The organism is Lysobacter sp. P5_B9 (genome assembly GCF_054049835.1).
Window position 1 is genome coordinate 334,610 of sequence record NZ_JBFULP010000003.1, and the last position, 17,092, is coordinate 351,701.

Sequence of the window (17,092 nt, forward strand, 5' to 3'; positions counted from 1 at the left end):
GATGCATTCCGCCTTGCCGGCCGACGCGCTGGACCAGTTGTTCCGCACCGCCCGCACCCACAACGAGATCGGCGGTGAGGTCAGCGACGAGTTGCTGCACCAGCTTTACGAGCTGCTCAAGTGGGGGCCGACCACGGCCAATTCCTCCCCGGCGCGCTTTGTGTTCGTGAAGTCGGCGGAGGCCAAGGCCAAGCTTGGTCCGGCGCTGGACGAAGGCAATTACGCCAAGACCATGGCCGCGCCGGTGACGGTGATCGTCGCCTACGACACGACCTTCTTCGAGAAGATGCCGTACCTGTTCCCGCACACCGACGCCAGGAGCTGGTTCGACAGCAAGCCCGCAGCCGCGATCGAGACCATCTGCCTGCGCAACGGCAGCCTGCAGGGTGCCTACCTGCTCCTGGCCGCACGCGCGCTGGGCCTGGATTGCGGGCCGATGTCGGGCTTCGACAATGCCAAGGTCGACGCGGCGTTCTTTGCCGGCACGCCATGGAAATCGAACTTCCTCGTCAACCTCGGTCATGGCGATGCACAAAAGCTGTTCCCGCGTTCGCCCCGCCTCGCCTTCGACGAGGCCGCGCGCATCGTCTGATTCCGCGAATCTTTCCGGCGCGTCGCGCGCCTCCCTTCATCACCACGTTCCCTCGGAGTCCACCATGTTCAGACCCCTGACCCTCGCCGTCGCGCTGTTCCTGGCCGGTAATACCCTGGCCGGCAACGCCTTCGCTGCCCCGGTGTCGTACAAGATCGATCCCAACCACACCAACGTCATCGCGGGCTGGACCCACTTCGGCTTCTCGCACCCGACCGCGCGCTTCGGCGAGGTCGATGGCGTGATCGTCTACGACGCCGCCCATGTCGGCCAGTCGTCGGTCAAGGTCACCATCCCGCTGACCGGCCTCGACACCGGCGTGCCGGATCTGGACGAGCATCTGCGCAGCGGCGATTTCTTCGACGCCGCGACGTACCCGGTCATCACCTTCGCCAGCACCAAGACCGAACCCGCCGGCGACAACAAGCTGCGCGTGATCGGCGACCTCACCGTGCACGGCGTGACCAAGCCGGCGGTGCTCGAGGTGACCCTGAACAAGTCCGGCGAGCATCCGCTGGGCAAGCGTGCGGCCATCGGCTTCGACGCCAGCACCACGATCAAGCGCAGCGAATTCGGCATCGCCAAGTTCGTCCCCAACGTCAGTGACGACATCACCATCCGCATCACCACCGAAGCGATGGTGCCGAAGCCGGACGCGAGCAAGAAATAAGCCGCGATGATCATCGAGCGTCCCGCCGATGCGCGTGGCCGTGGGGGTGCCGACTGGCTTGCCAGCCGGCACACGTTCTCCTTCGCGAGCTACTACGACCCCGCGTGGATGGGTTTCGGTCCGCTGCGGGTGATCAACGACGATCGCGTCGCCGCCGGTGCGGGCTTCCCCCCGCATCGCCACGCCAACATGGAAATCCTCAGCTACGTGCTCGAGGGCGCGCTGGCGCATCGCGATGACAGCGGCGGTGGCGGCGTGATCCGCGCAGGCGAGTTGCAGTGGATGAGCGCCGGCCATGGCATCGAGCACAGCGAATACAACGCCAGCGATGCCGAGCCCGTGCACTTCCTGCAGATCTGGATCCAGCCCGACCGCCTAAACGCGCGGCCGGCCTATGGGCAACGGGTGGCGGCAGGCGACGAATCCCGCGGACGCTGGGCGTTGCTGGCCTCGCCCGACGGCGCCGGTGGCAGCCTCGCCATCCGCCAGGACGCGCGGCTGTACCTCACGCGGTTGGAAACAGGCGCCGGGATCGGTCAATCGTTGGATCCGCAGCGCCGTTACTGGCTGCAGGTCGTGCGCGGCGCCGTCGAAGCGGCGGGGAGAAAGCTCGCGGCCGGCGATGCCATCGGCCTGGCCGAGGAAAGCGGCACCCTGCAGCTAACGGCCATGGAGGCCAGCGAAGTGCTGCTGTTCGACCTGCCGTAGGCGGCTGCGCGTAGTTCTTACCACGCGCTGCGGCGCATCTGGCGGTGCCGCGGGTTGATTTCCCCGCGGCGCGGCGCGGCCTACAATGCGCCCCCACGCTTCACGAAGTCGCACGCCATGACTGCCGCCCCGATTCATCCGACCCAGGCCAATGCCGAGAAGCGCTACGTCGTCACCCGCGCCGACCTGCCGCTGAGCTGCCCGCTGCCGTCGATGGCGCTGTGGAACTCGCATCCGCGCGTGTACCTGCCGATCGAAGCCGAAGGCGAATGCCAGTGCCCGTACTGCGGCTCGCTCTTCGTGCTCGAAGACGGCCCGCGGTGAGAGAGAAGCGGCTGGCAGCGAGACAGCCCGCGATGATGCGTCCGTGGTCACGGCTCGTGGCTTGAGCGCGCCTCCTTGCGCCGCCTGACAGTTGTGCAGCTGCTGCCCGCGCTGGAATCCGGCGGGGTCGAACGTTCCACGCTCGAGATCGCCGAGGCCCTGGTGCGTGCCGGCCATCGCGCCATCGTCGTCTCCGCCGGCGGTCGGCTGGTGCCGGCATTGCAGGCCTTGGGCGCCGAACACATCATCCTGGACATCGGCCGCAAGTCGCTGCTGACCCTGCGCCATGTCCGCGCGCTGCGCGCCTTGTTCGCGCACGAACGCGTCGACCTTGTGCACGCGCGTTCGCGCCTGCCGGCATGGCTGGCGGTGTTCGCCTTGCGCGGCATGCGCAACCGGCCGCGCTTCGTCACCACCGTGCACGGACTCAATTCGCCCTCGCGCTACAGCGCGGTGATGACGCGCGGCGAGCGCGTGATCTGCGTGTCCGACACCGTGCGCGGATACGTGCTGCAGCATTACCCGACGACCGACGCGGCCAGGCTGCGCGTGATTCCCCGTGGCATCGACACGGCGATGTTCCCGCGCGCGCCGTATCCGGATGCCGCCGCGCGGGCGTGGGCGGCGACGCAGCATCCGGTCCTGGCGGCGGCGGGGGGGGCGTTGCTGCTGCTGCCCGGACGCGGCACACGCCTCAAGGGCCACGCCGATGCGCTCAGGCTGCTGGCGGGGCTGCGCGGTGCGGGCAGCGCGGCCACGCTGTGGCTGCCGGGCGCGCGCGAGGCCGGGCGCGAGGCCTACATCGCCGAGCTCGAACGCGAAGCCGCTGCGCTCGGCGTCGCCGAGGCGATCGCCTTCACGCCGCCCACCCACGAGATCGCGCGCGCGTACGCGGCCAGCGACCTGGTGCTGCAACTCTCGCGCAAACCCGAATCCTTCGGCCGCACCGTCGTCGAGGCGCTGTCCGTGGGGCGTCCCGTGCTCGGCTGGGCCCATGGCGGCGTGGGCGAACTGCTCGCACAGTTGCAACCACGCGGCGGGGTCGCACCTTTCGATGCCGACGCACTGTTGCAGGCCGCACGCGACCTGCTGGCGCAGCCGCCGTCGCCTCCGGCTACCATTCCGCACACGCTGCGCGCGATGCAGGAGTCCACGCTTGCCGTCTACACCGAACTCTGTGGCTGAAGCCGCTGCCGCCATCCATGGCGACCAGGAGGGTGGCTGGCGCTGGGCACCCGCCTGGATCCTCACCTATGTCGCCCTGTGGCCGGCGCCGGGCTATGCCGAAGCGGTGCTCGTGCTGGGCGCCCTGGCGGCGATCTTCAAGCTGGTGGTGTCGCGCTTCCGTGGCGGCGCGCAACTGCTGAGCAACCATGCCTGGGCGCTCACGAGCGTGCTGTTCTGCGCCTACTGGGTGCCGGAACTGGTGTCCGCCATCGACAGCATCGATCGAGCGCACTCGTTCGCGCAGACCGCCGAAGACCTGCGCTACCTGCCGTTCCTGTGGCTGGTCGCCTCCGCGGTGGCCGGTCCGCGCGGACGTCGCGTCACCTTCACCGGGCTGGCCGTCATCGTCGGCGTTTGGACGCTGGATGCGCTGGTGCAGGCGTTCACGGGTACCAGCCCGCTGTTCTTCGGCATCGACTCGATCAAGCAGGTCATCAGCCACCATCCGATGTGCACGAGCGCGGAAGTCGCCGCGGCCGACCGCCTCAGCGGCGTGCTGGGGCCGTGCAACCTGAAGCTCGGCCAGGTGCTGGCGAGCATGTCGCCGTTCGCGCTGTACGCCGCGGCTCGCCGCTTCCACGCGCCGGGCTGGCTGGTCGCCGCCGCCACGATCGGCCTGGTGCTGCTGCTGGCCGGTTCGCGCGCATCGTGGATCACCTTCGCCGTGGTGCTGCTGCTGTCGGGCTGGGGCCTGCTCGGATGGAAGCGACTGCTCGGCGTGTTCGCCTTCGGTGCGATCTCGATGGCGGTGATGACGGCGACCGTGCCGCAGGTACGCGAACGCATGCACCGCACCACGCATGCGTTGACCGCGGATGACACCGGTGTCGACAGCGCGCTGTCGGGCCGTGGTCGGATCTGGGGCGCGGCGCTGTGCATGGCGCGCGAACATCCGGTCAACGGCGTGGGCGCGCGCGGTTTTCGCGAAGCCTTCCCCGCCTGCGATCCCGATCCATCGCAGCCGCCGGCCTGGGGCAGCGGCCCCGCGCTGCACGCGCACCAGATCGTGCTCGAGATCCTCAGCGAGACCGGCGGCATCGGCCTGCTGCTGTGGCTGTCGGGCGTCGCCCTGGCGTGGCGGGCATGGCGCTTCGCCGACGAGGCCGCGCGCGAGGATGCCCGTCCGGCCATGCTCGCGCTGGCCGCGACGGTATTCCCGTTCAACACCCACCTGGCGTTCTACTCGACGTTCTGGGGCGGGCTGACGCTGCTGCTGGCGGCGTTGTACGCCGGCAGCCTGCTCTCGCGCGGCGTGCGCGGCGCGGCGATCGCTAGGTAGTCGCCCGCTGCGCCTTGTACGGCGACACCATGCCGGCCGGTCGCCGCTTGAAGCGGCGGTGGATCCACAGGTACTGGCTCGGCGCCTCGCGCACCATCGCTTCGATGCTGGCATTGACGCGGGCGCTGTCGGCGGTGGCGTCGCTGGAGGGAAAATCCGCCAGCGGTGCGCCCACGCGCAACACGTAATCCGCGCCTTCGCGGCGATGGAAGAACGGGATCACCGCACAACCGCTCAGGCGTGCGAACTGGTGCGTGGCGGTGATCGTCGCCGCCGGTACGCCGAAGAACGGCGCGAACACGGTGTCCTTGCCGCGCATGTCCTGGTCCGGCGCGTACCAGAGGAAGCCGCCCTGCTTGAGGTGGCGCATCGCCGGGCGGATCTCGTCGTTGCTGTACATCGCACAGGCATAGCGCAGCCGGCCGCGCTTGACCGCCCACTCCAGCACCGGGCTGCGCAGGCGGCGGTACATGCCGGCGAGCGGGATGTGGTCGCACATCAGGCGTCCGCACAGTTCCAGGGTCATGAAGTGGCCGGAGACGAACAGGACGCCGCGCTTTTGCGCCTGCAGCGTGCGCACGTGCTCCAGTCCTTCGATGGTGACGGTGCGGCGCATGGGTTCCGCCGAACCCCACCATGCCCGCGCGAATTCGAACAGGCCGATGCCAACGTCGCGGAAGTGCGCGCGCAGCAGGCGTTCGCGCGCGGCTTCGTCCAGTTCGGGAAAACACAGCGCGATGTTGATGCGCGCGGCACGGCGGCGCGTGGGGATCAGCATCCGCGCCAGCCATCCCGCCACGCGGCCCAGTGCGCGCTGCAGCGGCCACGGCAATCGCGCGGCGCTCCACATCGCGGCGTAGGCGAGCCACATCGGCCAGTGCCGCGGGCCGCGCGGGGGCGTGCCGGGATCGGTGGGGCTGGCGATGGGGGTGGGCGGATGCGCTTCGGACATGGGGCGATTCTAACGACGCCGTGGAAGCATCAGGCCAGCGAGGGTGGTGGCAACTTCGTTATCCTTCGCCGATGCCGCCAGTAACGAAGCCTGATCTCGTCGAGCGCCTCCTGCGCGTCCTGTATTCGGCGGCCCTGTACCTGATTGCTCCCGTCACCATCTATCACCTGATCTGGCGCGGCTTCCGCCAGCCTGCCTACCTGCAACGCTGGGCGGAGCGCTACGCGGTCTACAACCACGATCCGATGCATCCGCGCACGCTGTGGGTGCACGCGGTGTCGGTGGGCGAGGTGAATGCCGCGTTGCCGCTGGTGCAGGCGCTGCGTCGCACCTATCCCGACCTGCGCCTGCTGGTCACCACGATCACGCCGACCGGGTCCGAGCGCGTGCGCGCGCTGTGGAAGGGCGAGGTGGAGCATGTCTACCTGCCCTATGACCTGCCCGGTGCGGTCGGGCGCTTCCTCGGCCACTACCGTCCCATCGCGGCGCTGATCATGGAGACCGAGTTGTGGCCGAACCTGCTGTTCGGCTGCCGCGATCGCGGGATTCCCAGCTACATCCTCAATGCGCGCCTGTCGGCGCGTTCGCTGCATGGCTATCAAGTGCTGGCGCCACTGGTGGGACGCGCGTTGCGCACCGTGCATACGGTCGCGGCGCAATCGCATGCCGACGCGCTGCGTTTCGTGCGCCTGGGCGCGCGCGAGGAGCAGGCGCTGGAAGTGGGCAACCTCAAGTACGACGTCAACGTGCCCGACAGCGTCGCGCAGTTCGCCACGGAGTTCCGCGCGCACGTCCCGGGCCGGCCGGTATGGATCGCGGCGAGTACGCACGAGGACGAGGAGGCCGACGTCATCGCGATCCACCGCCGCCTGCGCGCGGCATTCCCCGACCTGCTGCTGTTGTGGGCGCCGCGGCATCCCGAACGCTTCCGCGCGGTGGCCGAACAGGCGCGCAGTGCGGGCTGGCGGGTTTCCACCCGGACGCGTGGCGGCTGGCCGCAACGCGATGACGCGGCGTTCGTGGTCGACACACTGGGCGAGCTGGTGAATTTCTACGCCTGCGCCGATGTCGCCTTCGTCGGCGGCAGCCTGCAGGCCATCGGCGGCCACAACCTGCTCGAGCCGGCGGCGACGGGGACCGCGATCGTGACCGGTCCGCACCTGCACAACTTCGCCGAGATCGCGCACCGACTCGAGCAGGCAGGCGCGCTGGAGATCGGCGCCGATGCGGAGGCCGTCGGTCGCGATGTCGCCGCCCTGCTCGGGGATCCGCAGGCGCGGGCGCGCATGGTCCAGGCCGGGCACACGCTGATCGAAACCGGACGCGGTGCGGTGGCGCGCACCCTGGCCCTGCTCGAGCCGGTACTGCGCCCGCGCGGTTGAGGCGACGGCCGGCGCCGCGGCCACCAGCAAAAAAAGAAGGCGGCCATCGGCCGCCTTCGTTGCATCGCTTCCGCCGCGCTTTACTGCAACGGCGTCTGCAGCTTGGCCTCGGTATCCGCCGTCAGCAATGCGTTGATCTCCTTCATGTCATCCACGTCCAGCGTGCCGGCGGCCTGCTCGAGCAGGAGGCGGGCCTGCAGGAAGTTGTAGCGGGTCTGCGCATAGGCCAGCTGGGCGCGGAACAGGTTCTGCTGGTTGGTCAACACGTCCAGCACCGTGCGGGTGCCGACTTCCAGGCCGACCTGCGAGGCGTCGTAGGCGGCACGGGCGGAAACCAGCGCCAGGCGGCGGGCTTCCACTTCGCTGATACCGGCGACCAGGGTCTGGTAGGCATTGCGGGTATTGCGGTCGAGCGCGCGCTTCTGCTGGGTCAGCTCGTCTTCGGTGACGTCGCGGCGCGCGAGCGCCTCGCGCACGGTGGACTGGGTGAAGCCGCCGGTGTAGATCGGCACCGACAGGGTCACGCCGATGAACGGACCATAGTTGTGGTTGTCGATGTCGGACGAGAACGGGCCGCCGGTGCTGCTGAAGGTGTTGTCGCCCCAGGTCTTGGTGTCGCCGTAGCCGCCGTTGAGGTACAGCGTCGGGTAGTGCCCCGCGCGTGCGGTGCCCACGTCGGCTTCGGCCGACTGCAATTGCAGTTCCTTGGCCTTCAGTGCCGGGTTGTTCGTGGCGGCGGAATCCACCCATTGGTCGATGCCGGTGGACTCCGGCAGGGTCGGCTTGAAGTCTTCCGGCAGGCCCTTCAGGTTCGTCACCGGCTGGCCGGTGAGTTCGCGCAGCGCCTGGTAGGAATCCTCGACCGCGTTGCGGACCAGGATGGTGTTGGCGCGCGCGCTGTCGTACTGGGCGCGGGCTTCATGCACGTCGGTGATCGGCGCCAGGCCGACCTCGAGGCGCTTGGAGGCGAAATCGAACTGCTTCTTCAGCGCGGTTTCGGCGGCCTCGGCGGCAGCGAGTGATTCCAGCTGCACCAGGACCTGGAAATAGGCGTCCGAGGTGCGGGTGATCAGGGCGTCGGCGGCTGAGTCGAGCTGGTAATCGGCCGCTTCGGTCAGGGCGTTGGCGCTCTTGAGACGGGTGAAGTTGCTGTGGTCATAGACCATCTGGCGCAGGTTGACGCTCAGGTCCCGGGTCGTGGTTTCCGACTTGCTGCGGCTGATGAAGATGTCGTTCGGGGTGGTCGGATCGTTATCCGGATCGATCGTGCTTTCGCCGGGATTGGTGCTGCGATTCCGGTTCATGGTCGCATTCGCGCCGATCTGAGGCAGCAGCGCGGAGCGGGCCTGCACCGAACCTTCACGGATGGCGAGGCGGGTGGATTCGGCACCGGAGAACTGCGGATCGCCTGCGCGCGCCAGTTCATAGGTCTGCAACAGGTCTTCGGCGTGGGCTGCGGCGGGCAGCAGGGCCGAGGTGCTGATGACAGCAGCTAGTGCGAGAACAAGCGGATGACGGCTCATGCAGGGTCCTTAGTTTTATACGACTCGTTACAGCTCGAACGTGGGCGCCGGCGCAGCGCCGGCGAGGTAGGGGAGATCGGTCTCGAACAGGGATTCGATGCGCGGCGAGCCCGACTGGTTGCGCAGCAGGACTGCTTCCATCGCCGGCGACCGGCCGCGCACGATGAACATGCGGCCATCCGGTTGCAGCCATTCGATGAAGCGCGTCGGGATCGTGGCCACGGCGGCCGTCACGCAGATCGCGGCGAAACGGCGGCTGCTTTCCCACGAGAACGCATCGGCGGTGATCACGTTGACATTGCCGATGCCCCGTGCGGCCAGGTTGGCGCGCGCGGCGTCGGCGAGATCGGCGTGGCGTTCGAGGCTGACCACCTCGCGCGCCAACTGGCCCAGGCACGCGGCGAGGAAGCCGCTGCCGGTGCCGATTTCCAGGACATCGTCGCCCGGCGCGAGTGCCAGCGCCTGCAGGGCGCGGCCTTCGACCACCGGCTTCATCATCACTTCGCCGTGGCCCAAGGGCAGGGCGAGGTCGGTGTAGGCCAGGGTGCGGTGCGCGGCGGGCACGAAGCCTTCGCGCGGCAGCGTGGCGAGGACGTCGAGCACGCGCGGGTCGAGCACGTCCCAGGGGCGAACCTGCTGTTCGACCATCAGTTCACGGGCCTTGGCGAAATCGATCGTGCTCATCTCGGGGATTCTGTAGGGGACGGCGGGGTGCCAATTCTAACGACTGGCCTTGCCCATCGCCGCGGAAAGGATCGCTGCCGGGCCGATTTCCGCCTTAGTGCCAGAAGTAACCAAGACTGAAGTAACCAGAGCGGCTCAGCGCTTGCGTGCCGGCGTGGCCTGGTAGGCGCGCAGGAACATGTCGACGGTCGCCTGCACGTGCGCCTCCGCTTCGGCCGGGTCGACCTGCTCGATGCAGCCGCACAGCAGGAGCATGTGCATCTCGCCCTTGAGCATGCACAGGAATTGCGAGGCGGCGCGCTGCACGTCCGGGATATCCAGCGCACCCGCGGCGATCTCGTCCCGAAGGAAGGAGGCCAGGGCCTCCTGCACCAGGCGCGGCCCCGCGTCCCAGAACAGCTGGCCGAGCTTGGTCGGCGGCGGCTGCGTGGCCACGACGCGGAGGATGGCGAGCGATTCCTCGCTGTTGATCAGGGTGAGGAAGGCGCGGCCGATGCCCAGCAGTTGATCGCGCAGCGAGGAATCCGGGTCGACTGCGAACAGGCCATTGGCCAGTTGCTCCTCGCACTTGGCGGTGATGGCGGCGGAGAACAGCGTCTCCTTGTCGCCGAAGTGGCTGTAGACGGTGAGCTTGGAGACGCCGGCCTCGGCGGCGATCTGATCCATGCTCACGCGCTCGAAGCCGTGCCCCGTGAACATGCGTTTGGCCGCCTCGAGGATGGCGGCGCGCTTGCCCAGGTCCTTGGGCCGGCCGGGGCTGCTGGGTTTGGGGGGCGGGGGTTTCGAGGGCGCGGACTTCATGGGGTTAGATACTAGACTAACGGGTTTTATAAATATACAGTACCGGCTAGTTCACTAATTCTCCCGGATGAGGGCTGGCGCCATGAGTAGCAAATTCCCCCACGTTTTTGGCGGTCTTGCGGTCCTGGCCGCGGCGGTCGCCCTGGCGGGCTGCAACAGCGAGGCCGCCACGACCGAGGCGCCGCGGCCGGTGCTGGTAATGCATCCCGGTGGCGGCGCCGAAGCCGCGCTCACCGCCTATGCCGGCGAAATCCGGGCCCGCGAGGAGAGCCCGCTGTCCTTCCGCGTCTCCGGCAAGCTGGTGCGGCGCGATGTCGATGTCGGCGCGCACGTGCGCCAGGGCGACGTGCTCGCCGTGCTGGATGCCGGCGACCTCGCCGCGCAGGCGCGCGCCGCGCAGGCGCAGCTGACTGCCGCCGAGGCTGAACTCGCCCGTGCCCGTGCCGATCAGGCCCGCTACGCCAAGCTCGCCGGCCAGCAGCTGGTCAGTCGCTCGGCGCTGGACGCGCAGAACGCCGCCGCCACCGCGGCGCAGGGCCAGGCCAATGCCGCGCGCGCGAACCTCGATGTGGCCCGCAACCAGTCGGCCTATACGCAGCTGCGCGCACCGCATGACGGCATGATCGCCAGCCGTGCCGCCGAGGCCGGGCAGGTCGTCGGTGCCGGACAGACCGTTTTCACCATCGCCGCCGACGGCGGCCGCGAAGTCGCCATCGCCCTGCCGGAAAGCCGCATTCGCGAGTTCCGCGTCGGCCAGCCGGTAGCGGTCGAACTGTGGAGCGCGCCGGGCCAGCGCCTGCCGGGCACGATCCGCGAAATCGCCCCGGCCGCCGATCCGCAGGCGCGCACCTATGCCACGCGCGTCGAACTCACCGGCGAGGCGGCCAAGGCGGTCGACCTCGGCCAGAGCGCCCGCGTGTACGTGCAGGACGGCGGGACGCGAGCCGCGCTCACCGTGCCGCTGTCGGCGATCCAGCGCGGTACCGGCGACGCCACCGCGGTCTGGGTGGTCGATCCGGCCACCAGCAGGCTGCGTCTCGCGCCGGTGCAACTGGGTGCCTTCGGCGAAGCCACTGCACCCGTGCTGTCCGGCGTGAATCCCGGCGCCTGGATCGTCACCGCCGGTGGCCACTTGCTGCGCGAAGGCCAGGTGGTCGCGCCGGTGGATCGCGAGAACCGCCCCATCGCCATGGCCGCCACGAAGCCGGTAGCCCTGACGGCCCGTTGATCTACTCCTCCTTCTCCCCGCGTGCGGGGAGAAGGCCGGGATGAGGGGAGCGCCCAGGCGCAACAGGAAAAGCAGCCCCTCATCCGCCCGTTCCTCAGCGAGCTGTCGCTCGCTTCGACCTTCTCCCCGCCGCGCGGGGAGAAGGAACTTCCAAACAATGGAACGCTGACTATGCGTCGTTTCAACCTGTCCGAGTGGGCGCTCAACAACCGCACTCTCGTCGTCTACGCGATGTTGCTGCTGGCGCTGATCGGCGCCTGGTCGTACCGCCACCTGGGCCAGTCCGAGGATCCGCCTTTCACCTTCAAGGCGATGGTGGTGCGCACGCTGTGGCCGGGCGCGACCGCAGACGAGGTCTCGCGTGAAGTCACCGAGCGCATCGAGAAGCAGCTGATGCAGACCGGCAAGTACGAGTTCATCCGCTCGTACTCGCGCCCGGGCGAATCGCAGGTGATTTTCGTCGCGCGCGATTCGCTGCATTCGAAGGACATTCCGGATGTCTGGTACCAGGTGCGCAAGAAAGTCGGCGACATCCGCCCGACGCTGCCGGAAGGCACCGTCGGCCCGTTCTTCAACGACGAATTCGGCGACACCTTCGGCAACATCTACGCCTTGACCGGCAAGGGCTTCGACTACGCCGTGCTCAAGGACTACGCCGAGCGCGTGCAACTGGAACTGCAGCGCGTACCCGACGCGGGCAAGATCGAGCTGGTCGGGCTGCAGGACGAGAAGATCTGGATCGAGGTCAGCAACACCAAGCTGGCCACGCTGGGCATTCCGCTCGATGCCGTGAAAAGCGCACTGGAGCAGCAGAACGCGGTGGTGCCGGCGGGCTTCTTCGAGACGCCGACCGAGCGCGTGCAGCTGCGCATCACCGGTGCCTTCAAGTCGGTGGAGCAGATCCGCGACTTCCCGATCCGCACTGGCGGCCGCACGATCCGCCTCGCCGACGTGGCGACGGTGACGCGCGGCTTCAGTGACCCCGCCGCGCCGCGCATGCGTTTCATGGGCGAGGATGCCATCGGCATCGCCGTGGCGATGAAGGACGGCGGCGACATCCTCAAGCTCGGCAAGACCCTGGAAAGCGAGTTCAAGCGCCTGCAGCAGTCGCTGCCGGCCGGCATGGAGCTGCGCAAGGTCTCCGACCAGCCCGCGGCCGTGCACGAATCGGTCGGTGAGTTCGTGCGCGTGCTGGCCGAAGCCGTGGCGATCGTGTTGCTGGTGAGCTTCTTCTCGCTCGGCTTCCGCACCGGCATGGTGGTGGCGGTCAGCATTCCGCTGGTGCTGGCGATGACCTTCGCGGTGATGCACTACTTCGGCATCGGCCTGCACAAGATCTCGCTGGGTGCGCTGGTGCTGGCGCTGGGCCTGCTGGTCGACGACGCGATCATTGCCGTGGAGATGATGGCGATCAAGATGGAGCAGGGCTTCTCGCGCCTCAAGGCCGCGAGCTTCGCCTACGAGACCACCGCGTTCCCGATGCTCACCGGCACGCTGGTGACGGCGGCCGGCTTCCTGCCGATCGCGACGGCGGCATCGAGCACGGGCGAGTACACGCGCTCGCTGTTCCAGGTGGTGACGATCGCGCTGCTGGTGTCGTGGATCGCCGCGGTGCTGTTCATTCCGTATCTGGGCGACCGCATGCTGCCCGATCTCCACAACGCCCATGCCAAACCATCGTTCTGGCAGCGGCTGCGGGCTCTAAGCCCCTTCCCCCGCAAGCAGGCTGGGATGGGGGCTGCGGATGCCGGCTTACCCCCACCCCAACCCTCCCCCGCAAGCGGGGGAGGGAGTGAAACGCATGATCCGTACGCGTCGAAGTTCCATGTCGCCTTCCGCAACCTGCTCGACGCCTGCCTGCGCCGCCGCTGGCTGGTGATCGGCCTGACCGCGGGCGCGTTCGTGCTGTCGGTGGCGATGTTCCGTTTCGTGCCGCAGCAGTTCTTCCCCGATTCCACCCGCGTCGAACTGATGGTCGACATGGAACTGGCCGAAGGCGTCTCCCTGCGCTCGACCGAGACGCAGGCGAAGAAGCTGGAGGCGCTGCTGAAGAAGCGCGCAGGCATCGACAATTACGTGGCCTACGTCGGCACCGGTTCGCCGCGCTTCTACCTGCCGCTCGACCAGCAGCTGCCGCAGGCCAACTTCACCCAGTTCGTGGTGCGCGCCAAGGACACTCAGGCGCGCGAGGAACTGCGCCACTGGCTGATCAACGACGTCGCCCCGCAGTTCCCCGAACTGCAGCTGCGCGTGACACGCCTGGAGAACGGGCCGCCGGTGGGTTACCCGGTGCAGTTCCGCGTGTCCGGCGAACACATCGACCGGGTGCGCGCGCTGGCGAAGCAGGTCGAAGCGAAGGTGCGCGAGAACCCGAACGTCGCCAACGTCAACCTCGACTGGGACGAGCCCAGCAAGGTGGTGAAGCTGGTGATCGACCAGGACCGCGCGCGTGCGCTGGGCGTGAGCTCGGCGGAAGTGGCGCGCTTCCTGTCGGGTTCGCTGTCCGGCCTGCACGTCAGCACCTACCGCGAAGGCAACGAGCTGGTCGAGATGCTGATGCGCGGGCCCGCCGAGGAACGCGCGCGCCTGGACCTGCTCGGCAGCCTCGCCGTGCCGACCGCGAACGGGCCGGTGCCGCTGTCGCAGATCGCCAAGCTCGAATACGTATTCGAGGACGGCGTGATCTGGCACCGCGACCGCTTGCCGACGGTGACCGTGCGCGCCGACATCCGCAACACGCTGACCGCGCCGACCGTGGTCGCGCAGATCCTGCCGACGCTGGAAGGCATCCGCGGCCAGCTGCCAGAGGGGTACCTGCTGCAGACCGGCGGCGCGGTCGAGGATTCCGCGCGCGGACAGAACTCGATCAACGCCGGCATGCCGCTGTTCCTGCTGGTGGTGGTGACGCTCCTGATGCTGCAGCTGCGCAGCTTCGCGCGCACCGCGCTGGTGCTGCTGACCGCGCCGCTGGGGCTGATCGGCGTGACGTTGTTCCTGCTGGTGTTCCGCGTGCCGTTCGGCTTCGTCGCCATGCTCGGCACGATCGCGCTCGCCGGCATGATCATGCGCAACTCGCTGATCCTGGTCGACCAGATCGAGCACGACATCGCCGCCGGCAACGATCGCTGGAACTCGATCATCGAGGCGACCGTGCGCCGCTTCCGCCCGATCGTGCTGACCGCGCTCGCCGCGGTGCTGGCGATGATTCCGCTCACGCGCAGCGCCTTCTTCGGACCGATGGCGGTGGCGATCATGGGTGGCCTGATCGTGGCCACGGTGCTGACGCTGCTGTTCCTGCCCGCGCTGTACGCGGCGTGGTTCCGGGTGCGCCGCGATGAGACTCGAGCCGCGGGTCAGAACAACGCGCTGCAGCACGCCCCAGAAGCAGGCGGCGGCTGACGTCTTTTGCGGCGGGCCATCCGGAGGCTCTCTCCCCCTCCCAGACTTTCGGATGGCTCGCCGCACCTTCTTCGCTGCCGACAACGCAACGGCGCGTTCGTCTCAGCCCAGCAGCTCCGCGCGCAGCGCGTCGTAATCGGCTGCCAACGGACGCCCCTGCGCCGGCCGCGCCAGCCACGCCGCCAGCGCGGGTGGCAGTTCCACCGCATGCCCGACCAGCGGTTCGACGATGCTGTCGAACTTTGCCGGATGCGCGGTCGCGACCACGGCCCAGGGGCGCGTATCGGCGGCTTCGCGCAGGCGTTCAAGCACGCACAGGCCGACGGCGGTATGCGGGCACGGCACCACGCCGTGGCGTTGCGGCGCCTCATGGATGGTGTCGCGGATGGCGTCGTCGTCCACGCTGAAGGCACGCATGGCGCCGCGGAGTTTCGCATCGTCGCGATGCCAGGAGCGCAGGCGCTCGAAATTGCTCGGCGCGCCTACATCCATCGCATTCGCCAGCGTGGCAATGCTCGCGCGCGGGGCGTAGTCGCCTCCGGCGAAGTAGCGCGGTAGCGCGTCGTTGGCATTGCTCGCCAGCACGATGTCGCCGATCGGCAGGCCCATGCACCGCGCCAGCCAGCACGCCAGCGCGTTGCCGAGGTTGCCGGTGGGCACGATGAAATTCAGCGGCACGCCATGTCCGGCCCGGAATGCCAGCGCGGCATGCGCGTAGTAGGCCATCTGCGGCAGCAGGCGGCCGAGGCTGATGCTGTTGGCCGAGCTCAGCGGGAGGCGCGCGCGCAGCGACTCGTCGCTGAGCGCCTGCTTCGCCAAGCGCTGGCAGTCGTCGAAATTGCCGGCGACGCGGAAGGTGCGCACGTTGTCGCCGAAACATTCCAGGCCGTGTGCCTGGCGCGGCGCGACGCGGCCGTCGGGGTACAGGATCACCACGTTGAAACCGGGGCGGCGGTGGAATGCGGCGCCGACCGCGGCACCGGTATCGCCCGAGGTGGCGACGAGAATGGTCGTGGGCGGCGCGGTGGGATCGCGCAGGCGCGCCAGTGATTCGGCGAGGAAGCGCGCGGCGTAATCCTTGAACGCGGCGGTGGGGCCATGGAACAGCTCGAGGACGTGATCATCCGGAGACGACGCCAGTGCGTGCAGCGGCGCGGGCCAGGCGAAGGCGGCGTCGCACAGTGCCGGCAGCGCCTCGCGCAGGTCCGATTGCAGGAAGTACGGGGCGAGCACCGCGTGGGCCGTCTGCGCCAGGGTGGCGCCAGCGCGATCCAAGTCCGCATGCGGCACCGATTCGGGCACGTAGAGCCCGCCGTCGGGCGCCAGCCCCGCGGCCAGCGCGACATCCAGCGGCGTCGACTCGACGCCGCCGCGCGTGCTGACAAACCTCATGCGACAAGCTCGGCGCGCGGCCCGTTCACCGGCGAAACGTAGACATCGCTCTCCAGACCGGCGCCGGCGAAGGCGACCTGCATCGCATGCGCCGCCCATGAGGCCTCGTCCGCGCTGGCAAACCAGCCGAACACCGTGGGTCCCGCGCCGGAGATGCTTGCGCCGAGCGCACCGTGCGCCAGCGCCGCTGCCTTCACTTCCGCGAAGCCCGGAATCAATGCGGCGCGGCGTGGCTCGACCAGCACGTCGCGCAGGCCCTCGGCGATCAGCGACAGGTCGGCGCGCGCCAGGCCGGTGAGGAACAACGCCAGGTGCTCGCTCTGCCGTACGAAGTCGCCGATCGCATACGGCTCCACGAGCGCGGCGCGTGCATGTCGCGTTTCCAGCACGAAGTGCGGATGCACGGCGGCGCAGTACAACTCGGGTGCGGGCAGGCGGATCGCCCGTGTCGATGTCGCCAGCACGACACCTCCGAACAACATCGGCGCGACGTTGTCGCCGTGTGTGCTGCCGCTCGCGACGGCCTCGCCAGCCAGGGCGAGCGGGTAGAGGTCCTCGCGTTCCAGTGGCATGTCCAGCAGCGCATTCGCCGCCACCAGCGCCGCCACGCACGACGCGGCGGAGCCACCCAGGCCCGAGCCGAGCGGAATGCCCTTGTGCAGGCGCAGTTCGAAGCCGTGCGCGATGCCGTGGCGTTCGCGCAACTCGATCAGCGCGCGGCCCGCGGTGTTCAGCGGTGCATCGAGCGGCAGCCGCGCGACCCCGTCGACGTCGCCTTCGATCGCGCTGATGCGCACGACCGGTTCGGCGATGCGCGTGACCTGCGCGCGGTCGCCCGGCCCGGCGATGGAGTGGCCGAGCAGGTCGAAGCCGACGCCGATGTTGCCGACGCTGGCGGGGGCGAAGGCCGTGGCTTTGGTTGCGGTCATGG

Annotated in this window: 15 protein-coding genes; 9 read left to right on the top strand and 6 right to left on the bottom strand. The window is 68.9% G+C overall.

What is annotated here, in order from left to right:
- Position 1 precedes the first annotated feature (1 nt).
- From ACXJJ9_RS09235 to ACXJJ9_RS09260, 6 genes are all read left to right on the top strand, one after another.
- Positions 2 to 592, top strand: a complete 591-nt coding sequence (locus ACXJJ9_RS09235; RefSeq protein ID WP_457096892.1) for a malonic semialdehyde reductase — start codon at positions 2 to 4, stop codon at positions 590 to 592.
- Positions 593 to 656: 64 nt separating this feature from the next.
- A complete protein-coding gene (locus ACXJJ9_RS09240) occupies positions 657 to 1,262 on the top strand; it encodes a YceI family protein (RefSeq protein WP_457096893.1) in 606 nt (201 codons plus the stop codon).
- Positions 1,263 to 1,268: 6 nt separating this feature from the next.
- The gene (locus tag ACXJJ9_RS09245; RefSeq protein WP_457096894.1) at positions 1,269 to 1,970 is read left to right on the top strand and encodes a pirin family protein; all 702 of its coding nucleotides are present in this window, start codon (positions 1,269 to 1,271) and stop codon (positions 1,968 to 1,970) included.
- A 117-nt stretch (positions 1,971 to 2,087) separates the two neighbouring features.
- On the top strand, positions 2,088 to 2,294 hold the full coding sequence (locus ACXJJ9_RS09250; protein WP_457096895.1) for a zinc-finger domain-containing protein: 207 nt from the start codon (positions 2,088 to 2,090) through the stop codon (positions 2,292 to 2,294).
- A gap of 75 nt (positions 2,295 to 2,369) precedes the next feature.
- Positions 2,370 to 3,479, top strand: coding sequence for a glycosyltransferase (locus ACXJJ9_RS09255; protein ID WP_457096896.1), 1,110 nt, complete (start codon positions 2,370 to 2,372; stop codon positions 3,477 to 3,479).
- Positions 3,472 to 4,800, top strand: a complete 1,329-nt coding sequence (locus ACXJJ9_RS09260; protein WP_457096897.1) for an O-antigen ligase family protein — start codon at positions 3,472 to 3,474, stop codon at positions 4,798 to 4,800. Before ACXJJ9_RS09255 ends, ACXJJ9_RS09260 begins: the two co-directional genes overlap by 8 nt.
- Here ACXJJ9_RS09260 and lpxL read toward each other — a convergent pair.
- Positions 4,793 to 5,752: an LpxL/LpxP family Kdo(2)-lipid IV(A) lauroyl/palmitoleoyl acyltransferase gene (gene lpxL, locus ACXJJ9_RS09265; protein ID WP_457096898.1), complete on the bottom strand. Its 960-nt coding sequence runs from the start codon at positions 5,750 to 5,752 to the stop codon at positions 4,793 to 4,795. The genes ACXJJ9_RS09260 and lpxL overlap by 8 nt on opposite strands.
- 71 nt (positions 5,753 to 5,823) lie before the next feature.
- Between lpxL and waaA the strand changes: the two genes are divergently transcribed.
- Entirely contained in the window at positions 5,824 to 7,134 is a 1,311-nt protein-coding gene (gene waaA, locus ACXJJ9_RS09270) for a lipid IV(A) 3-deoxy-D-manno-octulosonic acid transferase (protein WP_457096899.1), read from the top strand.
- A gap of 80 nt (positions 7,135 to 7,214) precedes the next feature.
- Here waaA and ACXJJ9_RS09275 read toward each other — a convergent pair whose 3' ends face one another.
- From ACXJJ9_RS09275 to ACXJJ9_RS09285, 3 genes are all read right to left on the bottom strand, one after another.
- Positions 7,215 to 8,657 (bottom strand): TolC family outer membrane protein, encoded by a 1,443-nt coding sequence (locus tag ACXJJ9_RS09275; RefSeq protein ID WP_457096900.1) that lies wholly within the window; start codon positions 8,655 to 8,657, stop codon positions 7,215 to 7,217.
- A gap of 27 nt (positions 8,658 to 8,684) precedes the next feature.
- A complete protein-coding gene (locus ACXJJ9_RS09280; protein WP_457096901.1) occupies positions 8,685 to 9,341 on the bottom strand; it encodes a protein-L-isoaspartate O-methyltransferase family protein in 657 nt (218 codons plus the stop codon).
- Between the two features lie 135 nt (positions 9,342 to 9,476).
- Positions 9,477 to 10,142 (bottom strand): TetR/AcrR family transcriptional regulator, encoded by a 666-nt coding sequence (locus ACXJJ9_RS09285; RefSeq protein ID WP_457096902.1) that lies wholly within the window; start codon positions 10,140 to 10,142, stop codon positions 9,477 to 9,479.
- A gap of 82 nt (positions 10,143 to 10,224) precedes the next feature.
- Between ACXJJ9_RS09285 and ACXJJ9_RS09290 the strand changes: the two genes are divergently transcribed.
- Complete coding sequence (locus tag ACXJJ9_RS09290) at positions 10,225 to 11,370, top strand: efflux RND transporter periplasmic adaptor subunit (protein ID WP_457096903.1); 1,146 nt, start codon at positions 10,225 to 10,227, stop codon at positions 11,368 to 11,370.
- Positions 11,371 to 11,541: 171 nt separating this feature from the next.
- Entirely contained in the window at positions 11,542 to 14,769 is a 3,228-nt protein-coding gene (locus ACXJJ9_RS09295) for an efflux RND transporter permease subunit (protein ID WP_457096904.1), read from the top strand.
- A 102-nt stretch (positions 14,770 to 14,871) separates the two neighbouring features.
- On the opposite strand, the gene thrC is transcribed toward ACXJJ9_RS09295, so the two are convergent.
- A complete protein-coding gene (thrC, locus tag ACXJJ9_RS09300; RefSeq protein WP_457096905.1) occupies positions 14,872 to 16,161 on the bottom strand; it encodes a threonine synthase in 1,290 nt (429 codons plus the stop codon).
- Complete coding sequence (locus ACXJJ9_RS09305; protein WP_457096906.1) at positions 16,158 to 17,090, bottom strand: homoserine kinase; 933 nt, start codon at positions 17,088 to 17,090, stop codon at positions 16,158 to 16,160. The genes thrC and ACXJJ9_RS09305 overlap by 4 nt, the downstream gene beginning before the upstream one ends.
- Between the last annotated feature and the right edge of the window lie 2 nt (positions 17,091 to 17,092).

Coding starts and splice junctions, on each gene's coding strand:
- ACXJJ9_RS09235 (WP_457096892.1), top strand. CDS start 2: ATGCATTCCGCCTTGCCGGCCGACGCGCTGGACCAGTTGTTCCGCACC.
- ACXJJ9_RS09240 (WP_457096893.1), top strand. CDS start 657: ATGTTCAGACCCCTGACCCTCGCCGTCGCGCTGTTCCTGGCCGGTAAT.
- ACXJJ9_RS09245 (WP_457096894.1), top strand. CDS start 1,269: ATGATCATCGAGCGTCCCGCCGATGCGCGTGGCCGTGGGGGTGCCGAC.
- ACXJJ9_RS09250 (WP_457096895.1), top strand. CDS start 2,088: ATGACTGCCGCCCCGATTCATCCGACCCAGGCCAATGCCGAGAAGCGC.
- lpxL (WP_457096898.1), bottom strand. CDS start 5,752: ATGTCCGAAGCGCATCCGCCCACCCCCATCGCCAGCCCCACCGATCCC.
- waaA (WP_457096899.1), top strand. CDS start 5,824: ATGCCGCCAGTAACGAAGCCTGATCTCGTCGAGCGCCTCCTGCGCGTC.
- ACXJJ9_RS09275 (WP_457096900.1), bottom strand. CDS start 8,657: ATGAGCCGTCATCCGCTTGTTCTCGCACTAGCTGCTGTCATCAGCACC.
- ACXJJ9_RS09280 (WP_457096901.1), bottom strand. CDS start 9,341: ATGAGCACGATCGATTTCGCCAAGGCCCGTGAACTGATGGTCGAACAG.
- ACXJJ9_RS09285 (WP_457096902.1), bottom strand. CDS start 10,142: ATGAAGTCCGCGCCCTCGAAACCCCCGCCCCCCAAACCCAGCAGCCCC.
- ACXJJ9_RS09290 (WP_457096903.1), top strand. CDS start 10,225: ATGAGTAGCAAATTCCCCCACGTTTTTGGCGGTCTTGCGGTCCTGGCC.
- ACXJJ9_RS09295 (WP_457096904.1), top strand. CDS start 11,542: ATGCGTCGTTTCAACCTGTCCGAGTGGGCGCTCAACAACCGCACTCTC.
- thrC (WP_457096905.1), bottom strand. CDS start 16,161: ATGAGGTTTGTCAGCACGCGCGGCGGCGTCGAGTCGACGCCGCTGGAT.
- ACXJJ9_RS09305 (WP_457096906.1), bottom strand. CDS start 17,090: ATGACCGCAACCAAAGCCACGGCCTTCGCCCCCGCCAGCGTCGGCAAC.